The 22,463-nt window shown below is 44.4% G+C and carries 22 protein-coding genes; 20 read left to right on the top strand and 2 right to left on the bottom strand.

Going from position 1 to position 22,463, the window contains the following annotated elements; all coding sequences use genetic code 11:
* Window position 1 precedes the first annotated feature (1 nt).
* The 12 genes from B5Y67_RS22315 (at window position 2) to B5Y67_RS22260 (ending at window position 10,311) form a co-directional block, all read left to right on the top strand.
* Window positions 2-754: a FliA/WhiG family RNA polymerase sigma factor gene (locus tag B5Y67_RS22315; protein ID WP_088228590.1), complete on the top strand. Its 753-nt coding sequence runs from the start codon at window positions 2-4 to the stop codon at window positions 752-754.
* Window positions 755-821: 67 nt separating this feature from the next.
* Window positions 822-2,609 (top strand): flagellar hook-length control protein FliK, encoded by a 1,788-nt coding sequence (locus B5Y67_RS22310; RefSeq protein WP_170932775.1) that lies wholly within the window; start codon window positions 822-824, stop codon window positions 2,607-2,609.
* Window positions 2,610-2,623: 14 nt separating this feature from the next.
* On the top strand, window positions 2,624-3,154 hold the full coding sequence (locus B5Y67_RS22305) for a flagellar hook capping FlgD N-terminal domain-containing protein (protein WP_088228588.1): 531 nt from the start codon (window positions 2,624-2,626) through the stop codon (window positions 3,152-3,154).
* Window positions 3,155-3,232: 78 nt separating this feature from the next.
* Window positions 3,233-4,039: a flagellar hook-basal body complex protein gene (locus B5Y67_RS22300; RefSeq protein WP_088228587.1), complete on the top strand. Its 807-nt coding sequence runs from the start codon at window positions 3,233-3,235 to the stop codon at window positions 4,037-4,039.
* 97 nt (window positions 4,040-4,136) lie between these two features.
* A complete protein-coding gene (locus tag B5Y67_RS22295) occupies window positions 4,137-4,922 on the top strand; it encodes a flagellar hook-basal body complex protein (protein ID WP_088228586.1) in 786 nt (261 codons plus the stop codon).
* 5 nt (window positions 4,923-4,927) lie between these two features.
* On the top strand, window positions 4,928-5,329 hold the full coding sequence (gene flgB / locus B5Y67_RS22290) for a flagellar basal body rod protein FlgB (RefSeq protein WP_088228585.1): 402 nt from the start codon (window positions 4,928-4,930) through the stop codon (window positions 5,327-5,329).
* Between the two features lie 32 nt (window positions 5,330-5,361).
* Window positions 5,362-6,111 carry a flagellar hook-basal body protein gene (locus tag B5Y67_RS22285; protein ID WP_088228584.1) on the top strand — a complete coding sequence of 250 codons (750 nt, stop codon included), beginning with the start codon at window positions 5,362-5,364 and terminating at the stop codon, window positions 6,109-6,111.
* 12 nt (window positions 6,112-6,123) lie between these two features.
* Entirely contained in the window at window positions 6,124-6,588 is a 465-nt protein-coding gene (locus B5Y67_RS22280) for a chemotaxis protein CheW (protein ID WP_088228583.1), read from the top strand.
* A 43-nt stretch (window positions 6,589-6,631) separates the two neighbouring features.
* Window positions 6,632-7,255 (top strand): lytic transglycosylase domain-containing protein, encoded by a 624-nt coding sequence (locus tag B5Y67_RS22275; RefSeq protein WP_088228582.1) that lies wholly within the window; start codon window positions 6,632-6,634, stop codon window positions 7,253-7,255.
* 23 nt (window positions 7,256-7,278) lie between these two features.
* Window positions 7,279-8,568 carry an Ig-like domain-containing protein gene (locus tag B5Y67_RS22270; protein ID WP_170932774.1) on the top strand — a complete coding sequence of 430 codons (1,290 nt, stop codon included), beginning with the start codon at window positions 7,279-7,281 and terminating at the stop codon, window positions 8,566-8,568.
* 458 nt (window positions 8,569-9,026) lie between these two features.
* A complete protein-coding gene (locus tag B5Y67_RS22265) occupies window positions 9,027-9,473 on the top strand; it encodes a hypothetical protein (protein WP_088228580.1) in 447 nt (148 codons plus the stop codon).
* 235 nt (window positions 9,474-9,708) lie between these two features.
* Window positions 9,709-10,311, top strand: coding sequence for an adaptor protein MecA (locus B5Y67_RS22260; protein WP_088228579.1), 603 nt, complete (start codon window positions 9,709-9,711; stop codon window positions 10,309-10,311).
* A gap of 174 nt (window positions 10,312-10,485) precedes the next feature.
* Here B5Y67_RS22260 and B5Y67_RS22255 read toward each other — a convergent pair whose 3' ends face one another.
* A complete protein-coding gene (locus B5Y67_RS22255; RefSeq protein ID WP_088228578.1) occupies window positions 10,486-10,689 on the bottom strand; it encodes a hypothetical protein in 204 nt (67 codons plus the stop codon).
* Window positions 10,690-10,820: 131 nt separating this feature from the next.
* Here B5Y67_RS22255 and selA point away from each other — a divergent pair, with 131 nt between their 5' ends.
* The 7 genes from selA to mobB all read left to right on the top strand — a co-directional run bounded on the left by selA (window position 10,821) and on the right by mobB (window position 20,595).
* Complete coding sequence (gene selA / locus B5Y67_RS22250; protein WP_088228577.1) at window positions 10,821-12,233, top strand: L-seryl-tRNA(Sec) selenium transferase; 1,413 nt, start codon at window positions 10,821-10,823, stop codon at window positions 12,231-12,233.
* A 125-nt stretch (window positions 12,234-12,358) separates the two neighbouring features.
* On the top strand, window positions 12,359-13,432 hold the full coding sequence (gene selD, locus B5Y67_RS22245; RefSeq protein ID WP_088228576.1) for a selenide, water dikinase SelD: 1,074 nt from the start codon (window positions 12,359-12,361) through the stop codon (window positions 13,430-13,432).
* A 43-nt stretch (window positions 13,433-13,475) separates the two neighbouring features.
* Window positions 13,476-15,053 carry a bacillithiol biosynthesis cysteine-adding enzyme BshC gene (gene bshC, locus B5Y67_RS22240; RefSeq protein ID WP_088228575.1) on the top strand — a complete coding sequence of 526 codons (1,578 nt, stop codon included), beginning with the start codon at window positions 13,476-13,478 and terminating at the stop codon, window positions 15,051-15,053.
* Between the two features lie 373 nt (window positions 15,054-15,426).
* Window positions 15,427-16,482, top strand: coding sequence for an LCP family protein (locus B5Y67_RS22235; protein WP_088228574.1), 1,056 nt, complete (start codon window positions 15,427-15,429; stop codon window positions 16,480-16,482).
* 127 nt (window positions 16,483-16,609) lie between these two features.
* Complete coding sequence (locus B5Y67_RS22230; RefSeq protein WP_088228573.1) at window positions 16,610-18,556, top strand: FapA family protein; 1,947 nt, start codon at window positions 16,610-16,612, stop codon at window positions 18,554-18,556.
* A gap of 271 nt (window positions 18,557-18,827) precedes the next feature.
* A complete protein-coding gene (gene glp / locus B5Y67_RS22225) occupies window positions 18,828-20,042 on the top strand; it encodes a gephyrin-like molybdotransferase Glp (protein WP_088228572.1) in 1,215 nt (404 codons plus the stop codon).
* 1 nt (window position 20,043) lies between these two features.
* A complete protein-coding gene (gene mobB, locus B5Y67_RS22220; RefSeq protein WP_088228571.1) occupies window positions 20,044-20,595 on the top strand; it encodes a molybdopterin-guanine dinucleotide biosynthesis protein B in 552 nt (183 codons plus the stop codon).
* Between the two features lie 119 nt (window positions 20,596-20,714).
* Here the strand turns inward: mobB and B5Y67_RS22215 are convergent, their stop codons facing one another.
* Window positions 20,715-21,674 carry a Na/Pi symporter gene (locus B5Y67_RS22215; protein WP_088228570.1) on the bottom strand — a complete coding sequence of 320 codons (960 nt, stop codon included), beginning with the start codon at window positions 21,672-21,674 and terminating at the stop codon, window positions 20,715-20,717.
* A gap of 129 nt (window positions 21,675-21,803) precedes the next feature.
* Between B5Y67_RS22215 and B5Y67_RS22210 the strand changes: the two genes are divergently transcribed.
* The gene (locus tag B5Y67_RS22210) at window positions 21,804-22,316 is read left to right on the top strand and encodes a GNAT family N-acetyltransferase (RefSeq protein ID WP_088228569.1); all 513 of its coding nucleotides are present in this window, start codon (window positions 21,804-21,806) and stop codon (window positions 22,314-22,316) included.
* The last annotated feature ends 147 nt before the right edge of the window (window positions 22,317-22,463 follow it).

Genomic DNA, 22,463 nt, shown 5'->3' with positions numbered 1-22,463 from the left:
CTTGATACCAAATGCTTATGAATCCGTTTCACGGGGACAATTGAAACAAGAGTATATTGAACGGTATTTGCCTTTAGTCAAACGTATTGCCGGACGTTTATCCATGTCCCTCCCGCCCCATATTGAGGAAGATGATATCATGGGATATGGGGTTTTCGGGCTGCTCGATGCCATTGATCGATTCGAAGCTGCTCGTGGGTTTAAATTCGAGACTTATGCTTCCATCCGGATTCGAGGAGCTATGATCGACGGATTACGAACGATGGATTGGGTTCCTCATTCTGCCAGACAAAAAGTAAAGCGAGTTCAAGACGGCTTTGCAGAGCTGGAATGCCAGCTGGGACGTGCAGCTACTTCTGAAGAAGTGGCTAAAATGCTGAACGTTAAGGTTGAGGAAATCGAAGGGATTTTGGCTCAAGCTCAGGTGCTGACCTTGACGTCCTTTGATGAAACAACAGTCGATAATGAAGGCGACAGCAGCGGTTCGCCTCTTAATTTATTGATTGATGATGACGCTCAAGAGGCTTACCAGGCGATTGAAAAAGAGGAACAAAAAAAGATCCTTGCTCTGGCTGTAGAAAAATTGCCGGAGAAAGAAAAGTTAGTCATTGCTCTTTATTATCAAGAAGAACTTACGTTAAAAGAAATTGCTGCTGTCTTGAAATTATCGGAATCCAGAATATCTCAGCTGCATTCTCAAGCGATTATGCGTTTGCGCGGAAGGCTCAGCCGCCAGAAGAAAAATTTGTTCTAACGTTCTAATGTTTTAGGGGAACTTTGTCGATAAAACTAATAGAGTTATGAAGGAGGTGATGGCAGGCATGGCAAGTATTGATGTCCTTTCGGAAGTCCCTAAGGGCGGCAGCAAGATAGGAAATACATCAACCACCAAGGGAAAAACTGCGGCAGCCAGTTCCGGCAATGCAGCGAGTGCTTTTGCACAAATGCTTAACGGTCAGATTCAAAGTAAGTCAGCCGCAGATACGAAAGGGCAGAGTTCTGGAGCAAGTCACGATGAACAGGAAAAGCAGAACAGCCAAGACTCCAAGCATATCTCAGAGAACACATCCAATGAACAGGGAAGTGTGATAGGATATGCTAATTTGGCGTTGCCTTTTCTTGCTCAGCTGATGCTGCAGGACGAACTTCCGGCAGGCAAGGAGGCCAATTCCGGAAACGAAGCAAGCCTGGGGACGGGAAATTCCGTAACTGCTAACTCATCAACAGCTAAGAATTCGCTGTTAGAAGGTAAGAATCTTGAGTTAGCTCTGATGAATCTTCTTTCTCAGTCTTCAGATGAGGTTTCTTCCCAGTTAGGGACGACGATGGTGAAATCTCAGGGGGATAACCCCGTAATTTCGGAATTGGATAATTATAAACAGGTTATCGCAGATCTTTTGGAAAAACTTTCTGGTGAGATTACTGATATTTCAGGAAAAAGTACGGTCTCAAATTCAGGAATTAACCTGAAAAATGGTGATGCTGCGTTCAGCCAAGATTTCGCGAAAATCATCCAGGGATGGCTTATGACTGCAAGCGATGGCGGTCAAGACCCCCAAGCATCTCAAATTGTTCAAAATGCTCAGCAAGATGTAAGCGGGCAATTGGTAAGTCAAGAATCGGCTGCTGGTCTGGCAATAGGGGTTGGCAAGGATAACGCCTCTAATTTGGATTTGAATACTTTTTCGCAAGCTCTTCTTAGCTTTTTAATGAGTGAAGAGGAAAAAGGGAATCAGGATACGCTTTTGCCGGCAAAAGGCGATGTTTCAGCCACGGGGTCCGGGTTTGACGAGAATAACAATGCGCAGGACACAAAGACTTCTTTGCTGGCAGCTCTAAGCACTTTGTTAAGTGATGACAACGGGGAAACCAAAGATATAGTTTTGTCGCCAAAGACTGATGGTTCGGTAACTGGATTTGCTAAGAACAGTTCTGTATCCAACGCAGAGGCTTTCTTGCAAACATTCTTGAATTCACTCTTGGGTAATGGAGACAACGGCTCCAAGGATACAGCTTTGCTGACAAAGGCCAAGGGGATTCTTAACGAAGAACTTATTAATGGAACAGGTACGAAATCCAATGAACCTTCAGAAGTAAAAACTTTGCAAAATCAAAATCAAAATCCTATTTTAAATATGGGGTTAACCAGTAATATTACGGCGGCTACCGTCACAGACGGCAAGACAGCCGCTATTCCAGTTTATCAACAAATTTCTGCGGCAGTTACTGAGCAGCTTATGAATAAGCCACAGGATTTGAAACAGCTGGACATTCAGCTTCAGCCGGCGGATTTGGGTAAGATCCAAATTGATTTGCGCTGGGAAAATGGGCAGGTTCACCTTCAAGTTCAGGCTTCTCAAGCGGCAACTGGCCAGCTGCTGCAAAATCAATTGCCGGATCTGCGTCAAGCTCTGGCAAATCAAGGGATAAACTGCGGTATGCTGCAAATGGGCTTGGGTGGGGATCACAAACAGAACTCTCAGGGGCAAGAATCCACTCAATCTCAACAACGGAGTACAACCTCTGCTGAGAACGAAGATCTTGCACCAATCCTTAACATTTCTTCGTTAGAAGAGGATGGGGCTAACCAGCTCAATGTTACAGCTTAAAAGGAGGCATAGCCTTGAGTAATACAATCGATGGAACGAATTCCGCAGCTAGTACAAGCAATACGAGCAATACACAACAGACAAATAGCAATTCAACCCTTGGAAAAGATGATTTTCTCAAGCTGCTCGTAACTCAGATGGAAAACCAAGATCCCATGAATCCTATGGATGATACTCAGTCTATTGCCCAGATGGCTCAGTTCAGTTCGTTGGAGCAGATGACCAATATTGCCACTGCCATGGATACGCTGAATACAAATTTTTCTGCTTACAATCAACAATCATTGCTTGCTCAAGGTGCATCATTGATTGGCAAGTCGGTAAGCGGGCTGGATACAGATGGCACCACTCCAATTACCGGTACCGTCGAAGCGGTAAAGTGGCTTGACGGCGACCCCAAGCTTCAGGTTCGCGAGTCCGACGGAACGCTGGTAGATTTGGAAATGAGCATGATTACTCAAGTTCAGGATCAGCAGACTGCCAGTACAACGAGTACGACTGATACTACCGGTACGGGTAGTGCTACAAATAGCACTACTAACTAATATTACTTATGATTACTTTGTCATTAACCTTTGACATAACAGTAAATGCATGAAACATAAAGAGGAGGAAATACGGTTATGATGCGTTCGCTCTATTCGGCAATTTCTGGATTAAAAGCTCACCAAACAAAAATGGATGTTATTGGTAATAATATTGCCAATGTCAATACAGCGGGCTTTAAGAGGAGCAATGTGACCTTTGCTACTGCTTTGAGCCAATCTATGAGAGGTGCGTCTACGCCAAACACTGGTACTACAGGAGGTACAAATCCGATTCAGGTCGGTTTAGGGACTTCGGTAGGAGCAATTAACCAAATTATGACTCAGGGAAGTAATCAGACTACAGGTAACCCCTTGGATATGATGATCCAGGGGCCGGGATTTTTTGCCTTAAAGGATGGTTCACAGACAGTTTATACGCGTTCAGGTGCATTTTCAAAAGATGCTGATGGAAATTTAGTAGATCCGGCAACAGGCGCATACGTACTACAAGCAGATGGTAGTAGTCTTATAAATATTCCAACTGGTTCTTCTTATACAATCGATTCAACGGGAACTGTAACAATTACTGATAGCAGTGGAACTGTGACGACGGCTAATATTGCGATTGCAGAATTTCCAAATGATGCTGGACTGACAAGCATTGGTAATAATTATTACTTACCTTCTAACAACTCCGGTGCTGCTACACTCTACGGAGGTTCTGGTAATGATTATCCTACGGGAACTTCCTTAGTCACCAGCGCTCTGGAAATGTCCAACGTTGACCTTTCCCAGGAGATGACCGATATGATTACTGCTCAGCGTGGTTTCCAAGCCAACTCCCGGGTAATCACCGTATCGGATACCCTTTTACAAGAATTGATTGACCTTAAACGTAGTTAATGATTAACTGATTAAGTAAAGTAATCACATTAGAATACTATTTTTCGCTATGATTAAAAGTACATAAACACAGCGAAAGAACACGGAGGGCTGCTTTATGCGCCTATTAGGAACTGGTGCGGCGGGTATTCGTGCGCAGCAGGTGGCGATTGATACCATAGGCAATAACATTGCCAATGTGAATACTTTGGGTTATAAAGAAAGTCAAGTGGATTTCGCCGAGGCTTTGTCGACGCAAGTTCAGACGGCTAATCCCAAATTTACCGGGAATACAGCGATTACTACCGGGGTTGGGGCCGGGGTTCTGACAAATGGTATCGGAACTAACTTCCAACAAGGCACACTTTCTCCCACAGATAGCCCCTTGGATTTGGGTATTGATGGGGCGGGATTCTTTCAGGTTAAGACGGCGGATGGAAATACAGCCTATACACGGGTGGGGAATTTTCAGGCTGATGGTTCGGGGCAGCTTGCGGATATGCAGGGAAATCTGCTTCAGCCTGGCATCACGATTCCTGCCGGAGCAACAAACTTAAAGGTTTCAGACAAGGGAGAAGTAACTGGAGATGTTGCAGGCCGAGAGACGACGTTCGGACAAATTTCTCTGGTAGGTTTTCAAAACCCTGAAGGATTATCTAAAACTGCCGATAATCTCTATACGGCAACGGCTAATTCCGGGGCGCCCCAGGTTGGACAACCTGGGAGCACCATGGGGAATGTCACCTTAGGAACCATTCGCGGCCAGTCTCTGGAACAATCCAATGTAGATTTGGCCACTTCGATGGCAGATCTTATCCAGGCTCAGCGGGCCTACCAATTGAATGCTCGCTTGATCTCTGACGGAGATCAGATGTGGGGAATTGCCAATACCATTAGGAGGTAAGAACTATGCCCGGTTGGTTAGATGGTCCGGTCTTAAGCGTTTTGCAAAAGGGCCTTGAGGCTTCTAGTTTACGGCAACAGGTATTGTCCAATAATGTGGCCAATGCCGATACTCCAAATTTCAAACGCTCTGATGTAGACTTTCAAACGGTGTTAGGGGCAGCCTTAGGTGAAGACGGCGGAGTATTACCTATGAAAGAAACTCTTTCCCAGCACCTTTCCGGTGTCTTAGGACCGGATAATAACGGAGTTGTTATCGATCAATCCACATCATTACGGAATGACGGCAACAATGTGGATATTGATAAGGAAATGTCCAATGTTGCCGAAAACGGCCTTTATTATGAGTCTCTCGCCCATACAATCTCTTCACAATTAGGATTACTGCGGATGGTTATTGAGAAATAAGTTAAAATTAGATCGATAAGGCGGGGAGTCGAGTGATTCGAGGATTATATACGTCAGCTTTGGGAATGCTGGCAACTCAAACCCAAAGTGAAGTTATTGGCGATAATATTGCAAATGTAAGGACACCGGGGTATAAAGAAGAGCTGGCCAGCAATCGGGCTTTTGACTCCATTCTTACGGATCGTATAGAATCTGGAAACATGGGTTCGGAGGTTACACCTATCGGTTCCATGGTAACAGGGGTTAGTGTCGACCGCGGTTCGGTGTCTAATGTCCAGGGTGCTCCAGAAAAGACAGATCTTAAGACAGACTTAGCTTTAACCTCGCCGGGATATTTTGTAGTTCAGACGCCGCAAGGAGAACGATATACCCGCAACGGTCATTTTCAGCTCAATGCCAATGGAATGCTGCAGACTCCCGATGGGTATGCAGTGCAGGGTGAGAAAGGTTCAATCGGTCCTCTTAGTTCTGATTTTAGCGTTACGGCTGACGGGACTGTTATGGATAAAGGGCAGGTCGTCGATCGCCTGCGGGTTGTTGATATCCCGGAAACAGCCTTAACTCGTGAAGGACAATCACTATACAGCTCCTCTCAGCCGGTTCAAGGGTCTGCAACCCCCCAAGTGCTTCAGGGTTCTATTGAAGCATCGAACGTCGATCTTTCGGGTCAAATGGTTCAAATGATGACGGTCATGAAAGCCTATGAGGCGAATCAAAAAGTAATTCAGACTCAAGACGGTATGCTGGACAAAGCTGTCAATGAAGTAGGGAAGATTAGTTAAGAAGGTGGATTCATGTCAGTTCAGGTTGTCATTTTCAAATTGAATGAAGAAGAATATGCCATGCCCATAGATATTATTCGTGAAATTACCCGTTTGGGAGAGCTGCGAACGATTCCGCAGGCGCCTTCCTATGTCTGCGGCTTGATCAACCTGCGGGACGAGGCCATCCCCATTATTGATCTGCACGAGCGGTTTAGTTTCGGAGGATCAAAGGATAATTCGGACCAGGATACTCAGCAGGAGGAACGCAACACCTTTGCCTTAATTACCGAGGTTCATGGCGAGAATGTTGGTTTTGCCGTGGATCAAGTCCGGGAGGTTCGGATTTTAGAGAATATCGCACCTCCGCCTCCGCTCTTGACCGCCCCTTTCATTGGTGGTATTGCCAATCTTCCCGACAGGATTGTCATTCAACTTATCCCAGAGGAGATTCTGCGCAGCAGCGAGGTTGAAGGGCTAAGTCAATTGATATCATAATCGTAGTTGAAATTAGGATCAGAGCAAGAAAGGAGGTATCGGAATGAATATTGCCCAAATGCTTCTTCTTTTTCAAGTTCAGCAGATGAATGCTTCTTGGCAGTCCGGGCAAGGGAATGATGGGCTGAATGATCTTGGAGACAGCGGGAATTCCGGGTCTCAGCTTTTTGCTGCCTTGCTCCAGGCTGCTATAGGAAGCGGAACGGCCGGATCTGGAGGGTCACAAGTGAATGATCATCAGGATTCATCTGACCTTCAGTCTGTCAATAAAAGTTCTGGTTCCCTAGATAACCTCATTAATTCCATGGCCCAAAAATATGGAGTTGATTCAAACCTTATAAGCCAGGTTGTCAAAGCAGAATCGGGATTTAATTCCAACGCTACGTCGCCCGCAGGGGCTATGGGTTTAATGCAGCTCATGCCCGGTACTGCTGCATCGTATGGTGTCCAGAATGCCTATGATCCGATTCAAAATTTGGACGGCGGAACCCATCTTTTGAAGAACTTGCTGGATCATTATCAAGGGAACATTCCCCTCACCTTAGCCGCCTATAATGCCGGTTCCGGCGCTGTTGATAAGTATCAGGGGATTCCTCCCTATAAAGAAACTCAAAATTATGTACAAAAAATAATGTCCGGGTTGAATCAAAGAGATTGGGAAGCGTAGAATTTTTCAGGAAGGATGGTAGCGTGAATAAAAGAACTCGGTGGATCGCTTGCTTTTTGACAATTGTTTTACTGCTTCTGCCTGCTGCGTCAGTTTTAGCGGCCACCTCACCTGCATCTGCCTTAGGTTTTAAGATATGGCCGACAGTTACTGTCAACGATGTCAACAAGGTATGGAAAATCTCCTTTAATAATCCCCTTTTGAGTTCGAGTGTCAATAACAAAACATTGTATGTAACGGACAGTAAACAAAAGAAATTTTCGACAACGGTAAAGGTGTCGGATGATGGCCTTTCTGCCATAGTAACGCCTTCGAGTCCTTATAAGTCGGGCGAGGATTATTTTTTGTATATAACCAATGCCGTAACGGATCAAGGCGGTTCTCCCCTCGGTGAGCAGATTGTTGTCCCCTTTAGTGTAGACTCTTTGGCAGGGCTTTTACTTGAAGTTGATGTTACTGACGATCTTAAGCTGGGTCCGTCAAGTTACAACTTTGGCTCTCTATCCCTGGTTGATGCCAATGGGAATACTATGGCACCGACTTTCAATGACTATGCAACTGGAAAATTCACCTTTTCTATAGGCCAAAGCGGCGATTATTTTATCAAATATATCAGTACAGTCAATAATATGTTGACGACAGAAACTGTTAAATTATCAAAGATTACAGTCCCGACAAATGGGTCATCGTCGGTCAGGAAGGTATCCCTGGTTATACCGACAGAAGCAGGGATAACTAAGGGAAAATCAGGTTCAATCGGCGGCAGTATTGTGCCTGACAATCTGGACCAACAGTCAATCAGACCCGCACCTGTAGCAGTCAACATATCGAACTCCACGACCACTTGGAGCACCACGACTGATTCCTATGGAAATTTTAATGTTTACCTGCCTACCGGAACTTACACTTTAGTGGTTGATGGGAAAAGCTCCGAATATAAGAAACACAGTTATAAATTGACGGTATCGGGCGGGCAAATGGCTACCCCGCTGGAGACGTTCATCAATGTAGAGCAGCCCATAAATAAACTTGGACTACAGCTTACCCCTCCGCTCATGGACAATGGATCAGGCGTTTTAAGCGGAATTGACGCTGCAACCACTGAAATTGACGGAAGTGTAAATCTTGATGCAGTCGTCAATATCTACGATACTTTGCCGGCAACTCCGAAATTATTAAAATCGGTGAAACCTGATAACAATGGGAATTTCACTGCAAAACTGAGCTCGTTAAAAGGGAAAAAAATAGAGATCCAGGTGATTGACGGCTCGGGTAATACTTATACACTGGATATGAACTCTGTTGTATCATAAACAAAAATAACCTCTATGCGAGGTTATTTTTGTTTTAGAGCAGATCATTAGGAATGAAAGATAATTCCTCAAAGAAAAGCTGATTTATATTGACTTTAAAGAAAACAATTTATAAAATTAAAGAAATAAGTTATTAAGTAAAAATTATTATTTGGTAACATTGTTAATAAGGATTCAAAACAATGCCAAAAGGATAAAAAATGATACATAAGATATAAAAGATATAAAACTGCTTATAGGACGGTATATTTAAGTTTAAGGAAGAATTTGCTTGCTGCTAAACTCAACCCCTATGGTTACGTATTTCTTTAGTCGTGAATAATTTTCCTTAATATAAATTTATCATGGGGGATACGAAAAAATTTAATTAAAGTTTGAACAATCAACTTTAAATCTTGTCAAAACTAAGATGATTAATAACAATCTTAAATAAACAAACTTTTTAAAGAGGGTAACTAATGGCAGCTTATTATCGCTATCTTTGGAGTGCGACCTGGCCTAATCTGATCGGGCTTGTTTTGATCTGGGGGGTTGTTCTTGGGCGCTTGGGATGGAAATCCAGGCATACCTGGCGTTTTGAACATGATGTCTTGGGTTTTATAGTGCTTGGGCTGAAAGTTCTGATTTGGACAGGAGTATTAGGTATCTATACAGAATTGTTATTACTGTCCCAGCCGGACTGGTTTAAGCAGCCAGGGGTTATGCAAGGCTCAGTTATGGGTAAAGTATATGATTCGAGGTTAGGGGCCTATGTTCTGGAAGTCGGGGACAAGAAGAAACAACAGCCCTTTTATATTGATCAGAAGGCTTATGGGCAGATTAAGCTTGAAGACCAGGTTAAATTAACGTATTTACCGGTGCGGAGAGATGTTGTGAGCTGTCAGGTTCTTAAAAGTTTGCATTAAAGTAAAAATTCCTTTAAAATTGGATAAAAAGAGGGGGTTTGATTAAGCCTCAACCAGGAAAGACTACTTTCAGTACTGGAAAAAATTTTAGGGATTAATGACCGATATTTTGAATTTATTAAAGTTTTATAAAGATCGTCAATATCTATGGTTTTATCTGAAAAAGTACTGGCTTAATATGATATAATGAGAATAAGATAGGGTATGAGCTTGATGCGGAAAGGAGAGTGGGGATATGCGTGTACAAAAAGTTAATGAGCATACCATCCGCATCTTTATCTCCTTGACAGAACTAACTGACAGGGATATTACGATGGCTGATTTGTTTCAACGATCAGCAAAAACGGAACAATTGTTTTGGGAACTCATTGCGCAAGCGAGAGAAGAAGTTGAATTCAATTTAGACCAACCCTTTTGGATTCAGGCTACTGTGGCGACCAATGATGAGTTTGTCATAACCATTATGAAGCAAGAAGAACAACTCGAAGGGTTGATCAAGGAAAAGGCTGTACGCAAACCCGTAAAGGGACGTGTAACGGAATTAGTTTATGTTTTTGCTGATTTCGAAGATGTGGTTTCTGCTGTGGGAAGATTACCTGCATTTAACCAATTGCGTTCAAGCCTCTATCTGTTTGAAGATGAATATTACCTTATCTTAAGTCGGATGGGAGCAGGGAAGAAGAGACTCTTGGCCGAAGCTATTCTCGATGAATACGGGGAAATTGTAGCTATTGCGAGCGCTTTCTTAGGCGAACATGGGACGGTTATTATTCCCGAAAAGGCAGTGCAGGTACTCAATAATTCCTTTAATAAGCTCGAGCCGAAGGAGAACAAATAAAACAGATAAGCTAAGACTTGGGACTGTCAATAAGATAGTAATGCTATCTAAAAAAATTGAGCCTTCACGACACGTAAGTGACGGAAGGCTCTTAATTATAATCTTAAATATTAAGCTTACCCTCAGCTCCCATAAGTTCGAGGATAAGACATACATTAGCAAAGGTAATTTGCCTCAGCCGAAGGAAAATATTGCCGGTATCTGGTGTAAACAGCGGGTGCAAACATTTTTGCCTTTAAACTTTTGAACCTCCATGGTTTCTCCGCAAAAGATGCAGGGCTGGAATCGGTTTTTCTTGCGAGCAAGTTCAGAAAATGAAATGATAACAGCTTGTTGAGCTGGCTGGCGTAATGGCTGAGTCAAATTTGTGCTGGACAATGAAATTCCTCCTCAATTAAGCTTGTGACTATATCATATGCTAATTTGGATGTCGAAATCCTAAAAAGTGTGCAAGCCTTAAGAATGTATAATTGGTCGCTTAAAAAACGGCCTGTAAGGAGTGTTAACCGATGGAGGAAGATAAACAACGGCGTTTAAGAGCACTTCCTGCAGTTCATGAAGTGCTGGCTCGTCTGGAAGCAGAGGCGGAATTCGGTCCCTTCTTGACGAATAAGAGAAGCTTGCCCCGGATAAAACATTGCGTTCGACAGCTTTTACAAAAAGCGCGGGAAAATGTCTACAGAAATACATCGGATTGGGGTGAGGATGTTGAAGCGGAGCTTTGGCCGTGGCTGCTGGACGAACTGTTTCAAGCCTTGGCTAATCCTGAAACAAATTTGCGCCGCGTGATTAACGCCACTGGCGTTGTCTTACATACAAATTGCGGCCGAGCACTTCTTGCTCCGGAAATTGCCCGCTTCGTGGCTGCTCAAGCTGAACGATATAGTAATCTGGAATTGAATATTGAGACTGGAGAACGGGGCTCACGCTATTCTCTTGTCGAGCAGCTCCTTTGTGAACTTACCGGTGCAGAAGCGGCTATGGTAGTCAATAATAATGCTGCAGCTGTACTGCTGATGATGAATACGTTTGCCTTGGGCAAAGAAGTTATTGTTTCCCGCGGCGAATTAGTTGAAGTCGGAGGATCCTTTCGAATACCTGAAGTTTTAAAAGCCGGAGGGGCAAAACTCGTTGAGGTGGGAAGTACAAATAAGACCTGGTACAGAGATTACGAAGATGCGATTTCCTCGGAAACAGCCCTTATCTTGAAGGTTCATACCAGTAATTATCGACTGGAAGGCTTTACTCATGCCGTTGCTGGAGCAGAGTTGGTTGAGCTTGGAGAAAAACGGGGTATTCCTGTTATGGAGGATTTAGGAAGCGGGAGTTTTTTTGATGGGACAAGTTTGGGTTTCCCTCCTGAACCAACGGTTCAGCAAACAGTAAAGGCTGGGCTGGACCTGGTCACTTTCAGCGGTGATAAATTGTTAGGTGGCCCGCAGGCCGGGATTATCGTCGGCAAACGACGTTTTATTGATCGCCTGAAAACGAATCAATTGACGAGAGCTCTGAGAATTGATAAGTTGACGTTAGCTGCCTTAGAAGGAACGCTCCGAATGTACTTAAATGGAGAGGGCGGGGAAATCCCTGTTTGGAGAATGCTTTCCTATTCTTCCCAGGACTTGAAAGCCAAGGCAGAGGAGCTGAAATCTGTTTTGGAACTGAATAAGACTATTTCTGTGGTAATCCAAGAGGATGTATCGCAAGTAGGAGGCGGGGCATGGCCTACAGTAAATCTCCCAACATGGGTTTGCTCTGTACGTCCTAAGCAAGGAAGTGTTAACGAACTGGAAAAGTTCCTGCGTTTGGGTCCTGCAGCGATTCTAACCCGCATCCAGAAGGATTGGGTACTTTTCGATGTGCGAACTTTGCTTGACGGTGACATTGAGGATATAGCGCAACGCCTCAATGATTGGAAATAGAGGGGTAGGCTTTAGCTGAATGAGTTCATTCTGTGTAAGGTTGACGTTGAGAGTAATAAGGCTATAATTATAATTGCAACGTGATGCATAGTTATAACGTATACTGAATTTTTGGGGTGACTAGAATGGAACTTGATCTCAATAGTCAAGATAAAATCCGCTTGACCCAGTTCTCAACAAAAGCAGGCTGAGGATGCAAGATAGGTCCTGGGGACCTGGCACAAGTTTTGTGTTGTTTACCTCCAAATCAAGAAGATGCCAATTTGATTGTAGGCCTGGATACTTCTGACGACGCTGGAGTATATCGTATCAACGATGAACAGGCTCTTGTGCAGAGTGTCGATTTCTTTACTCCCGTGGTGGATGATCCCTATGCTTTTGGACAAATTGCTGCGGCCAATGCTTTAAGTGACATTTATGCCATGGGGGCCAAACCCTTGACGGCGATGAACTTAGTCTCGTTTCCCATTAGTAAATTAAAAATGGAAGTATTAGCCCAAATTCTTCAGGGCGGCAGTGACAAAATCCGGGAGTCGGGGGCGGTTTTGGTCGGAGGACATTCCATTGACGATTCTGAGCCGAAATATGGACTTTCCGTCACTGGAGTTGTTCATCCTGATAACGTTCTTTCCAATGCTAAAGCTGAGGCTGGCGATTACTTAGTCCTTACCAAACCTCTTGGCGTAGGAATTATTACGACTGGAATAAAGCGTGGTATTGTTTCTGCAAAGGCGGAACAAGAAGTTATTCAGGTCATGGCTGCTCTGAACAAAGGAGCTGCTGAAGCTGCAGTTGAAGCAGGTGTTCACGCGGTCACGGATATTACAGGTTTCGGATTGTTAGGACATTTACATGAGATGCTTTCGGCAAGCGGTTTAAGTGCTGAAGTATATGCTAAAGATGTCCCGGTTTTAGAGAGTGTTTGGCAATGCATAGAGCAACAGGCAATTCCCGGAGGAACAAGAGCCAATCAGCGTCACCTTGAAGGCTGGATAGAGTTTACTTCCGATGTATCCGAGGAGCTGCAGGTTGTGCTCTGTGATGCCATAACTTCAGGTGGACTTCTAATTGCGGTTTCCCAAGATCGTCTGGAACCTTTGTTAAGACAGCTGACTTTAGCTCAGACGCCGGCAGCTGCAGTGATCGGACGAGTCTGCAGTGGTCAGCCCGGAAGAATTGCGATTTCCCTGCACCCATGATACAATACCCCGTATATTGGAAAGGTAGCGGGGAGGATGAACTATGAGAGATCCGATGCAAGCCTTGGCTACTTGTTTTGAACAAGTAGCTTTTTTTTTCCCCAGCGGCAATCCTCAGCTTCAAAAAAGTTTTGAACAGCGAGCAAGGTATTTAGATACGAGGAATTATCCTCGAGAAAAACTTGTTGATTCTTTAAAAGCCTATCACCAATTCTTAGGGGCAAACAGGAAAACACTGCAAATGATTGAAGAGCTGAGGCGTAATGAAACCTTAGTCGTTATTACCGGCCAACAAGCGGGGATTTTTACCGGACCTTTGTATACCTTATATAAGGCTATGACGATTATTCGTCTTGCTGAGGAACAAAGGGAAAGGCTTAGGCGGCCTGTTGTACCGGTATTTTGGATTGCCAGTGAGGATCATGACTGGATAGAAATACATAAAACCTACTTTCTAAATTATAAGGGGAAGCCTTTTTCCTGCAGTCTTCCGGGTGACGGAGAAGGAAAATCAGTAGGAATTCTGCCTGTTCCTGCCTGGGAAGCTATTGAGCAGCAACTTTTGCAGCTGCCGGATGTTGAATTTAGAGCCTCAGTGCTCCGGGATTGCCGGCGATTTCTTAATCAAGCAGAAAATCTTGCCCAATGGTTTGCCTTAACCCTACAGTGGCTGCTCAAAAAATGGGGCCTGATCTTGTTTGATCCTTTGCTGCCGGAATTCAAATGTCTGGCGGCTCCAATGTATGAACAAATCCTTAAACTACATGGTGATGTTCGGGAGGCTCTGTTCCGGCGAACTGAGGCTTGGACAAAACTTGGCTTTTCAGCCCAGATTCAGCCACTGGGAGGCGAAGTGAACTTATTCCTGGCCAATCCTGAACGCCGGGCGATTTTAAATCAGGGTCACGGTTTTTATTTAAGGGGCCAAGACAAAATCTTGGATGATGACCTTTTGCCCGCGTTGTTAAGGAAAAACCCTGAAACGTTTTCTCCCAATGTTGTTACTCGGCCAATTGTTCAGGAATTTTTATTCCCCACCTTAGCCTATGTTCCCGGTCCCGGAGAATTGAATTATTGGGCTCAGCTTGGTGACGTGTTTTCATCCTTTGGGTTCGTTATGCCCATCTTATTCCCCCGTTTGTCGGCAGTTATCGTGACACCTTCCTGGCAGAAAACTCTTAGCAAAGCAGGATTGACGTTGACTGATGTTTATCAGGGGTTAGATGGTTATAAAGAACGCTGTATTCGCGACCGGGATTCTCTGGATATTGAGCAACGTATACAGCACTTGAGGTCTGTGATCGAAAAAGGTTATAAAGAATTGGGGCCTCTTGAGGATATTCATGCTAACGTCCATGATTGGTTAATTCGGAATGAAATGAAAGTCAATCTCCAAATAGAATACTTAAGAAAAAAACTCTGGCAGGCTCAGCGCAAGAACCATAGTGCAGTTCTCGAGGGTTTGAGGGTGCTCGAGGATGGAATTACCCCTAATAAAGGGAGACAGGAGCGGATCCTGAATCCTTTGTACTTTGTTATACTGTTTGGTGAGGGTTTTGTTGATCGTATTGCTGAACTCCCTTTAACAGGGGATTTTTGCGAACAGAAGATTTTGCTGTGAACCTATTATTAAAAGGAGCTGCAAAGTGAACTTATTCAGCTAAAGCTGAAGCTGAAGCCCATAACAAATGCTATCGCGCTGAAGGATGAATTCTACCCCCGCCGAAGCAAGGTATGGGACCCACTCCTACTTGAAGTGGTAGTCTTACGATTGGATAACACTATGAGGAATTTGCTATAGTATTTTCGAAAAAAGGAAAGGGTCCGAAAGGTATTAAAGCGTTAAACGCATCCTTTCGGACTATTTTTGTATATTTTTTGAGATTCTTAAAAATTAATAAATCATTTTTAATTTAAATGTAAAGGCAGGGCTTTTAGATGCTAAAATTTGGTTATAATTCAAGAAAGAGCTTTTTATAATGGAGTTGTTATAAATGATCAATAAATGGGTCTCAAGGCTGACTGCGATCACGATCTGTGGGGTGCTAGCCCTTGGTTTTTGGGGGTATAAGGGATTTAGTGGCTCCGGAAAAACCATTACCAAGGAGAATTCCTTTAATGATTCAGCCAAAAACATAGACGAGCGGGTCAATGTTTTGCTCATCGGCGCTGATCAGAGACTTGAGGAAACAAAATTTAATACAGACTCTCTTATTGTCGCAAGCATCGACCCTAAAACACAGAGGATAAGCTTGCTGTCTATTCCCCGAGATACAAGAATTTTCCTCGCAGGACATGGATATATAAAAATCAATGCTGCAGCATCGTTGGAAAATTTGGATGCGTTACAAAATAGCGTGGAAGATTTATCCGGTGAGACAATCTCAGGTTATATTCTGACAAATTTCCAAGGCTTCAAGAAAATAATTGATACCTTGGGCGGGGTCCCAGTTGATGTGGAAAAGGATATGTATTATGAAACCGGTGATCAGGAGGATGGCTATATTAATCTGCATAAAGGGCTGCAGCGCCTTGACGGTGAGAAGGCCTTGGAGTATGCTCGTTTTCGGCATGATGCTCTATCCGATATTTCCCGGACGGCTCGACAGCAGATTGTTTTAAAGGCTGTGGCTAAAGAAATGGTTCAATTGAGCACGTTACCAAAGCTGCCCTATCTTGTCCCTGAATTGATGCAGGCTGTAACGACCAATTTATCGGTCAAGGATATCCTAGCCGTAGCTAAGACTGCCGTAGGTTTTAATAGTTCAAATGTTATTTCCCAGACCTTACCGGGGTCATTTTTAGAGGTTGATGGAGTGAGTTATTGGCAGGTTAATTCTATGGATGTTAAGAAAGTAGTTGCAAATTTGCAGCAGGGGTTGACGACGGACAGAGTTATCGACGAAGAGCCTGTTGACTTATTAAAACCTGTTATTCCAACACCCAGTAAGCCACTGCCCAAAGTCCCAGGGAACAGTCTGGATCCGAACGGGACTCAATCCTCAGATTATGAAATTTTTAATGTCGAAGCAAGCCAAAATACTCCCTGATTTTCAGAAGATTATTCTAAATTATAAAATATTATTAGCTTTTAGGACCAAAGACCTATGTGGTTTTCGATAAATTTCTGATATGTTAAATTTAAAGGTAATTTTTTCAATGAGCGGGGAGATAAAGATGCCGGAAGAAGTCGTTCATGGTAATTCTCTCGAAGAAATTAGAGTAGACTGGGCGACTAAACTTAAGTTGCCACAAGAAGAGATCAGAATTGAAGTTCTCGAAAAACCTCATTTTTTTTCGAAAAAATGGAAGGTACGTTTGTCTTGGAATGATGTTATTGAGCAAACCCCCGAGGATTTGCATCTAACCCCTACTCAAGTTAAGCGGGAGGATAACAAGTATACATTTGTTTTCGGCGAAGGTGTAAAACGCTTTATCCCTTTTCCTCGAGCGGGAGAAGTTCAACGGAATGGCAGTCCTCAGAACAAGCCCTTTTTTGTTGACTTTGGAGATCAAGTGGAATTTTATCCTTTGCAGCAAACCGGTCAATTGACCTGGGAATTGCAAATTCGTAATCAGGGGGGGGCTGTTTCAGCTAAAGTCAGGCATGAACTTCCGGGACATTATCTTATTCCGGAGGAACTTCCAGCCTCTGAAGTTATAGATTTGGCCCAAGTTGCCTATTGGGAGACCCTGCCTATGGACAGCGAGGTCTGGGATGAGGCGAAGCTCAATAAGGATCTGGAACAGTTACAGGTTGTTCACGGACGACGGCCCCAAAGCTGGTCAGAAATAATGTCCGTGAAAGGTTTTGGCGAGGTTATTGTTGCTGAAGCTACTCCAGTGGTCCCGCCTCAGCACGCTCAATTAGAGGACTTCGTAGGGGAGCCTCAGAAAAGTATTGCATCTGATGAGAATAAGGTTGATTTTTATGCCTCCAAAGTAAAATTAGTTGAAGAGGGAACAGTATTAGCCCGAAAAATACCGGGGAAACCGGGAGTTCCCGGAAAAGATGTTTTTGGCAAAGAGCTTGGAACAGCTGCAGTCAAGGATTTTCAATTTCGCTTAAAAAAGAATGTCTATCTTTCTGAGGATGGGCTTGAAGTTATTGCCTCATGTTCAGGGCAGCCGGTACGTGTTGATGAAAAGACGTACATGGTAGAAAATGTCTATGTACAAAATCAGGATGTTGATTTAGCAAGTGGAAGCATTGATTTTCCCGGGGATGTCTATGTCAATGGAAATGTCCATGATGGGCTTCATATTTTGGCCGGGGGAAAAATAGAAATTAAAGGTTCAGTTTCCCGCGCCGAGATCAGGGCTGAAAAAGGTGCTAAGATTTTTGGGAACATTATGGGCGGCAAGACCTTTATCGGAGAAAAATATGTTGCTCGCTCTCAACTTCTACGATCGTTGTCTGATCTGCAGGATCAGCTGAACAGCTGTTTAGCCAACACCGCCGTTTTGCTCAAAGCTTCGGGGAACAACAACCCAAAACCGGGACAATGTTTGAAACTTATCCTGGAGAGACAATATTCCAATCTTCCCAAACTATGTGCTCGAATCGAGAAATATATCCAGGAACATAAAGATGATGAAATGGTTTCCGAGGGTTTAATTATTTCGATCCAAACTGCAAAACGTTTTTTGGTTGGTTTAGGCCCTCTTGAAGTTCAATCAGTGCAGGCTTTACAACGAGTTGATCAAGCTCTGGTACAATATGTTGAAAATATGTCCGTCGAGATTCCGGAAAAACTTAGCTTAGAAGTAGGCTACTTGCAAGGTGCAAACGTTGAATGCGGCGGATCGTTTAAGTGTTCTAAGGGAATTTACAACTCAGAAATTCATATTGAAGAAGATGTGACCATTGAAGGTGTATGCCGGGGCGGGAAAATCTTTGCCGGAGGAAATGTTAAGATCAATGAATTGGGAGGCTCAGGAGTTAGTGCCACCTATGTTCAGATAAGTTCTGACAGTCGTCTTTCTGTGACGTATTGTCATCAAAATGTTGTCGTAACAGTGGGACGGGAAGTTATTCAGATAGAAGAGAATTGCAAGCAATTGGAGATTTATCGGGAGGATGGACGCGTACACGTTGATAAGCTCAAGGTGAATCCTTTTTAGAGAAAAACGTCACAACACGCAAAACGGGCGTGCAGACGTTGCAGAACGGGGGGTTGCAAAACGAACTTGAGTAGTTTCGTAGAGCGACACCCCTTTTTTATGCCCAAAATGCACAATGGTAAGATGGAGACGGTCCTTATAATACAGCGTATCGACAAAACGGGGACCGTCCCTCTTGCTCATTTTCCCTCTTTGACAATGATTGGAATTGCCGATACACTAATATAAATGATGAAATAGAGTTTGAGAGGAAAATTGAGATGGATAGTATATGAAAATTATGATTGAGTTGGAAGAAGCTAAGGAACAAGTTCTGAAGGAGATAAGGCCTGTCGGGGAGGAAAGCGTTTCCCTGGCTAATGCGTTTCAGAGAATCTTAGCCCAGGATGTGACTGCCAAGATTGATATGCCTCCCTTTGACCGTTCTCCGCTGGATGGGTATGCTTATCGGTCTGCGGGGTTGGAAGATACCCCTCTGCAACTGGCGATCGTGAGTGAAATTCCTGCCGGAACTTTTTCCGAGCGAGAAATTATGGCCGGCGAAGCGGCAAAGATTTTTACGGGCGCTCCGATCCCGCCCGGAGCAAATTGTGTAGTACGTCAGGAAGATACGGAACGTGATGGGGATCAGGTAACCATTCTGCGTCCCATCATGCCCGGCCAAAATATTGTCTATCGAGGAGAAGAAATCAAAAATGGGGACCTGCTTCTCAAACGTGGTTTCTTTTTGACACCGCCTGCCGTTGGCCTCTTGGCTGCAATGGGTTGGGATCAGGTTAAGGTATACCGAAGGCCGCGTGTCGGTTTGCTTGCTACAGGATCAGAGCTGATGAATATCGGGCAGCCCTTGCTTCCGGCTAAAATCTATAATAGTAACAGCTATACGCTTCGCGGCATGATTCAGAACGCCGGCTGTGAGGTGATAGCGGTTCCAATTGTTTCTGACCAAATTGAAGATACGTTGGCAGCCTTAGAAAAAGTGGCGGATGCTGACATTGTAATTTCAACGGGAGGCGCATCCGTAGGAGATTATGACGTTATGCGCCATGCCCTTGCCCAATTTGGCTGTGAAATGCTTTTCTGGAAGCTCCGTCTGAAGCCGGGGACCCCTTTAGCGGCGGGCCGAAAGGGGCAGCAACTATTTTTTTCACTTTCCGGGAATCCTGCTGCCGCTGTAGTGACCTTTGAACTTTTGGTTCGTCCGGTTTTGCGCAAACTAGCGGGTTATTCAGTAATCGAAGGGAAAAGAAGTTTCGTTAAAATGGCTAACGGCTTTGCCAAGGGAGGAAAACAACGACGATTTTTGCGGGCTCGAGCGGTGTTTAAGGATGGAGAAATTTGGGCGGATTTAGCGCCTGCCCAAGGATCAGGAGTCCTTCGTTCCATGGTCGACAGTCAACTGCTGGTCGATGTGCCTGCGAATCATGGTCCGGTGAATCCGGGAGAATTATTATGGGCGAATTGGATAGAAGCTTGGGAGAACTAATATGAACGTAACTCATGGGGAAACTCGGATTCCTGTTATATCAATCGTAGGCAGTGGCTCAAATTCCGGCAAGACAACGCTGCTGGAAAAAATTATTCGTGAGGCCAAGCAGCGTGGTTGGAGAGTTGGCACCTTGAAACATGATATTCATGGCTTCGATCTTGATCAGCCGGGTAAGGACTCCTGGCGGCATGCCCAAGCCGGAGCGGATGTTGTAGCCATTAGTTCACCCCAAAAGATTGCCGTCATGGAAAAGGTAACTGAAGATCAACCCTTAGATGAGGTAATTGCCAGAATCCAGGGTGTTGATGTTATTTTTACGGAAGGCTATAAGTCGGGCAACAAGCCAAAAATCGAAGTTTTTCGCTCAGGTGTGCACCAGAAACTTTTTTGCCTTCCCGAAGAACTTATAGCCATTGTCAGTGATCTAACCTTTGAACTTGGAATTCCTACCTTTGGTTTAGATGATGCCTCGGGGATTTGTGATTTAATTCAATCTTTATTTGGAATTAGGGCGAGAGAAAAGTCATCAGAGGGAGAGGATTGGGGGTAGAGTCCATCCTTCAGTGCGATAGATAGCATTTGTTATAGGCTAGGCGCTTTCGTCACCGAAGCCCCGATGTTCAGCTTTAGCAGAACGAGTTCACTGGACATTATGGTTATCCTAGGGCTTTACGGAAGAATCTTTGCCAAGAGTTGTGCGGTTTTGGGCAAGAGCGGAAAGGCTAAGAGAGAGGAAAGAACATTGAATATGGTATGAGCGTTGGCAACCTGGCGAGCGAGACTTCCGCCCATAAGGTTAAGGCCTTTGGCCATGGCACTGACAAAAGGCAAGAAGAGCAGAACGCCAAAAACGTTGAGCAGCACATGAAAGAGAGCTACTCTTTGAGCGGATCTTGAACTGGCTAAGGCAGCTAAAACGGCAGTGAAACAAGTTCCTATATTGGCACCAAAAATAAAGGCGAGGGCAGTTGGGAGGGTTATCCGGCCATCTTCCGTCAAGACCATGACGATGCCTGTTGTGGCGCTGGAAGAATGAAGCAGGGCTGAAAGGATCGTACCGGCGAGAACGCCTTTGAGATGGTTATCTCCTAATTGCTGAAGAAATAGCCGGATGGAAGGTTTGTCGGCGAGAGGGGCCATGCTTGCCTGAAGCATATTCAAGGCAAAAAAGAGAAGACTCAGGCCGAAGAAGGATAAAAAAAGAGAGCGAATTCGTCCAGGGATAAACAGATAACCAAGGGCGCTAAGAATCAAGAGGTAAGGGATAAACGATTCTATGGGGAAAGCGAGCAGTTGTGTGGTTAGCGTTGTCCCGATGTTGCTGCCTAAAATTAAGGCCAGAGCATTTTCGAAGGGAAGCAGTTCCGCATCGACGAAGGAGACAGCCATGACCGTTAAGGCAGTACTGGATTGAAGCAAGGCAGTCGTGATCGCTCCGGTGCAAAATCCACGGCTGGGGGTTTCCGTCATCCAAAGGAGAAATTTGCGCAGGTGATGTCCTGCAAAGAATTGAAGCCCCTGCCTTAATACCTTCATTCCCCAGAGCAGAAGACCCAGCCCTATGAGCAAAGTAATTATGTACAAGGAATCACCTTCTTTCGGAAGATCTGAATACCTTTCGTTTGCCATGGTTCACCGCCAGTTAAAGTATATGAAGTGGAACTGCGTCAAGAACTTATCATATAAACATAATCGTTGATTTGGGATTAAAGTGACACTCCCTTGACGCTTGCATACCTTACCTTAAGAGGTGATGATATGAGAGTTCGTCAAGGGAGTATTCGAGATTGGCCTTTTATGTATTCTTTGGGAAAAATAAATATACCGGATAGTGCTTCGCCATGGCGCAAGCAACCGCTGGAGGAGACTCTCAAATATCGGGAAGCTGTTCTTAAAGGTTTTTGGACCTGGATTCAACAGACCGGATCAATTGTCTTTATAGCAGAAGCTGCGGCGGAGGATGTTAATGACAATACTCCAATTATGGAGCCGGGCGGGAATCAGTCGCTGGGGTATTTGGTGCTTCATCCTTCTTCCCGCGAAGAGTTGACGGGTGTTTATCAGGGATGGATCATGGATTTTGGCGTACTTCCGGAATGGCGAGGCCAAAAGATTGGCGAAAAGTTGCTCAAGGCGGCAGAAGAATATTGTCGCCAGCATAATATCGCTTATCTGGGGCTGGCCTGCAGCAGTCATAATATTCCGGCCCTTCATTTGTATGAAAAGTCCGGTTTCGTCGAGGAACGCAAAATCATGGTAAAATGTTTATAAAAAAAGCTTGCGACGATCCAAATCTTCGCCGCAAGTGAAGTAAAAGAGAGGAGTGGGGATTAAAAAAGAAAAACGTGAGACTAATTAAAGTGTATCCCGAGGAGTTCTTGTTTATACAGACCCCGGGATATTTTTTCTTTCGCTCTT

The organism is Desulfosporosinus sp. FKB (genome assembly GCF_002196705.1).
Classification (GTDB): domain Bacteria; phylum Bacillota; class Desulfitobacteriia; order Desulfitobacteriales; family Desulfitobacteriaceae; genus Desulfosporosinus.
The sequence above is the reverse complement of the archived record's forward strand: the minus strand, read 5'-3'. Positions and strand labels throughout refer to the sequence as shown.

Excerpts from the sequence above, each read along its gene's own strand:
- B5Y67_RS22215 (WP_088228570.1), bottom strand. The coding sequence starts at position 21,674 with ATGGCAAACGAAAGGTATTCAGATCTTCCGAAAGAAGGTGATTCCTTG.
- B5Y67_RS22295 (WP_088228586.1), top strand. The coding sequence starts at position 4,137 with ATGCGCCTATTAGGAACTGGTGCGGCGGGTATTCGTGCGCAGCAGGTG.
- B5Y67_RS22260 (WP_088228579.1), top strand. The coding sequence starts at position 9,709 with ATGCGTGTACAAAAAGTTAATGAGCATACCATCCGCATCTTTATCTCC.
- glp (WP_088228572.1), top strand. The coding sequence starts at position 18,828 with ATGAAAATTATGATTGAGTTGGAAGAAGCTAAGGAACAAGTTCTGAAG.
- bshC (WP_088228575.1), top strand. The coding sequence starts at position 13,476 with ATGAGAGATCCGATGCAAGCCTTGGCTACTTGTTTTGAACAAGTAGCT.
- B5Y67_RS22310 (WP_170932775.1), top strand. The coding sequence starts at position 822 with ATGGCAAGTATTGATGTCCTTTCGGAAGTCCCTAAGGGCGGCAGCAAG.
- selA (WP_088228577.1), top strand. The coding sequence starts at position 10,821 with ATGGAGGAAGATAAACAACGGCGTTTAAGAGCACTTCCTGCAGTTCAT.
- flgB (WP_088228585.1), top strand. The coding sequence starts at position 4,928 with ATGCCCGGTTGGTTAGATGGTCCGGTCTTAAGCGTTTTGCAAAAGGGC.
- mobB (WP_088228571.1), top strand. The coding sequence starts at position 20,044 with ATGAACGTAACTCATGGGGAAACTCGGATTCCTGTTATATCAATCGTA.
- B5Y67_RS22235 (WP_088228574.1), top strand. The coding sequence starts at position 15,427 with ATGATCAATAAATGGGTCTCAAGGCTGACTGCGATCACGATCTGTGGG.
- B5Y67_RS22275 (WP_088228582.1), top strand. The coding sequence starts at position 6,632 with ATGAATATTGCCCAAATGCTTCTTCTTTTTCAAGTTCAGCAGATGAAT.
- B5Y67_RS22280 (WP_088228583.1), top strand. The coding sequence starts at position 6,124 with ATGTCAGTTCAGGTTGTCATTTTCAAATTGAATGAAGAAGAATATGCC.
- B5Y67_RS22230 (WP_088228573.1), top strand. The coding sequence starts at position 16,610 with ATGCCGGAAGAAGTCGTTCATGGTAATTCTCTCGAAGAAATTAGAGTA.
- B5Y67_RS22265 (WP_088228580.1), top strand. The coding sequence starts at position 9,027 with ATGGCAGCTTATTATCGCTATCTTTGGAGTGCGACCTGGCCTAATCTG.
- B5Y67_RS22300 (WP_088228587.1), top strand. The coding sequence starts at position 3,233 with ATGATGCGTTCGCTCTATTCGGCAATTTCTGGATTAAAAGCTCACCAA.
- B5Y67_RS22210 (WP_088228569.1), top strand. The coding sequence starts at position 21,804 with ATGAGAGTTCGTCAAGGGAGTATTCGAGATTGGCCTTTTATGTATTCT.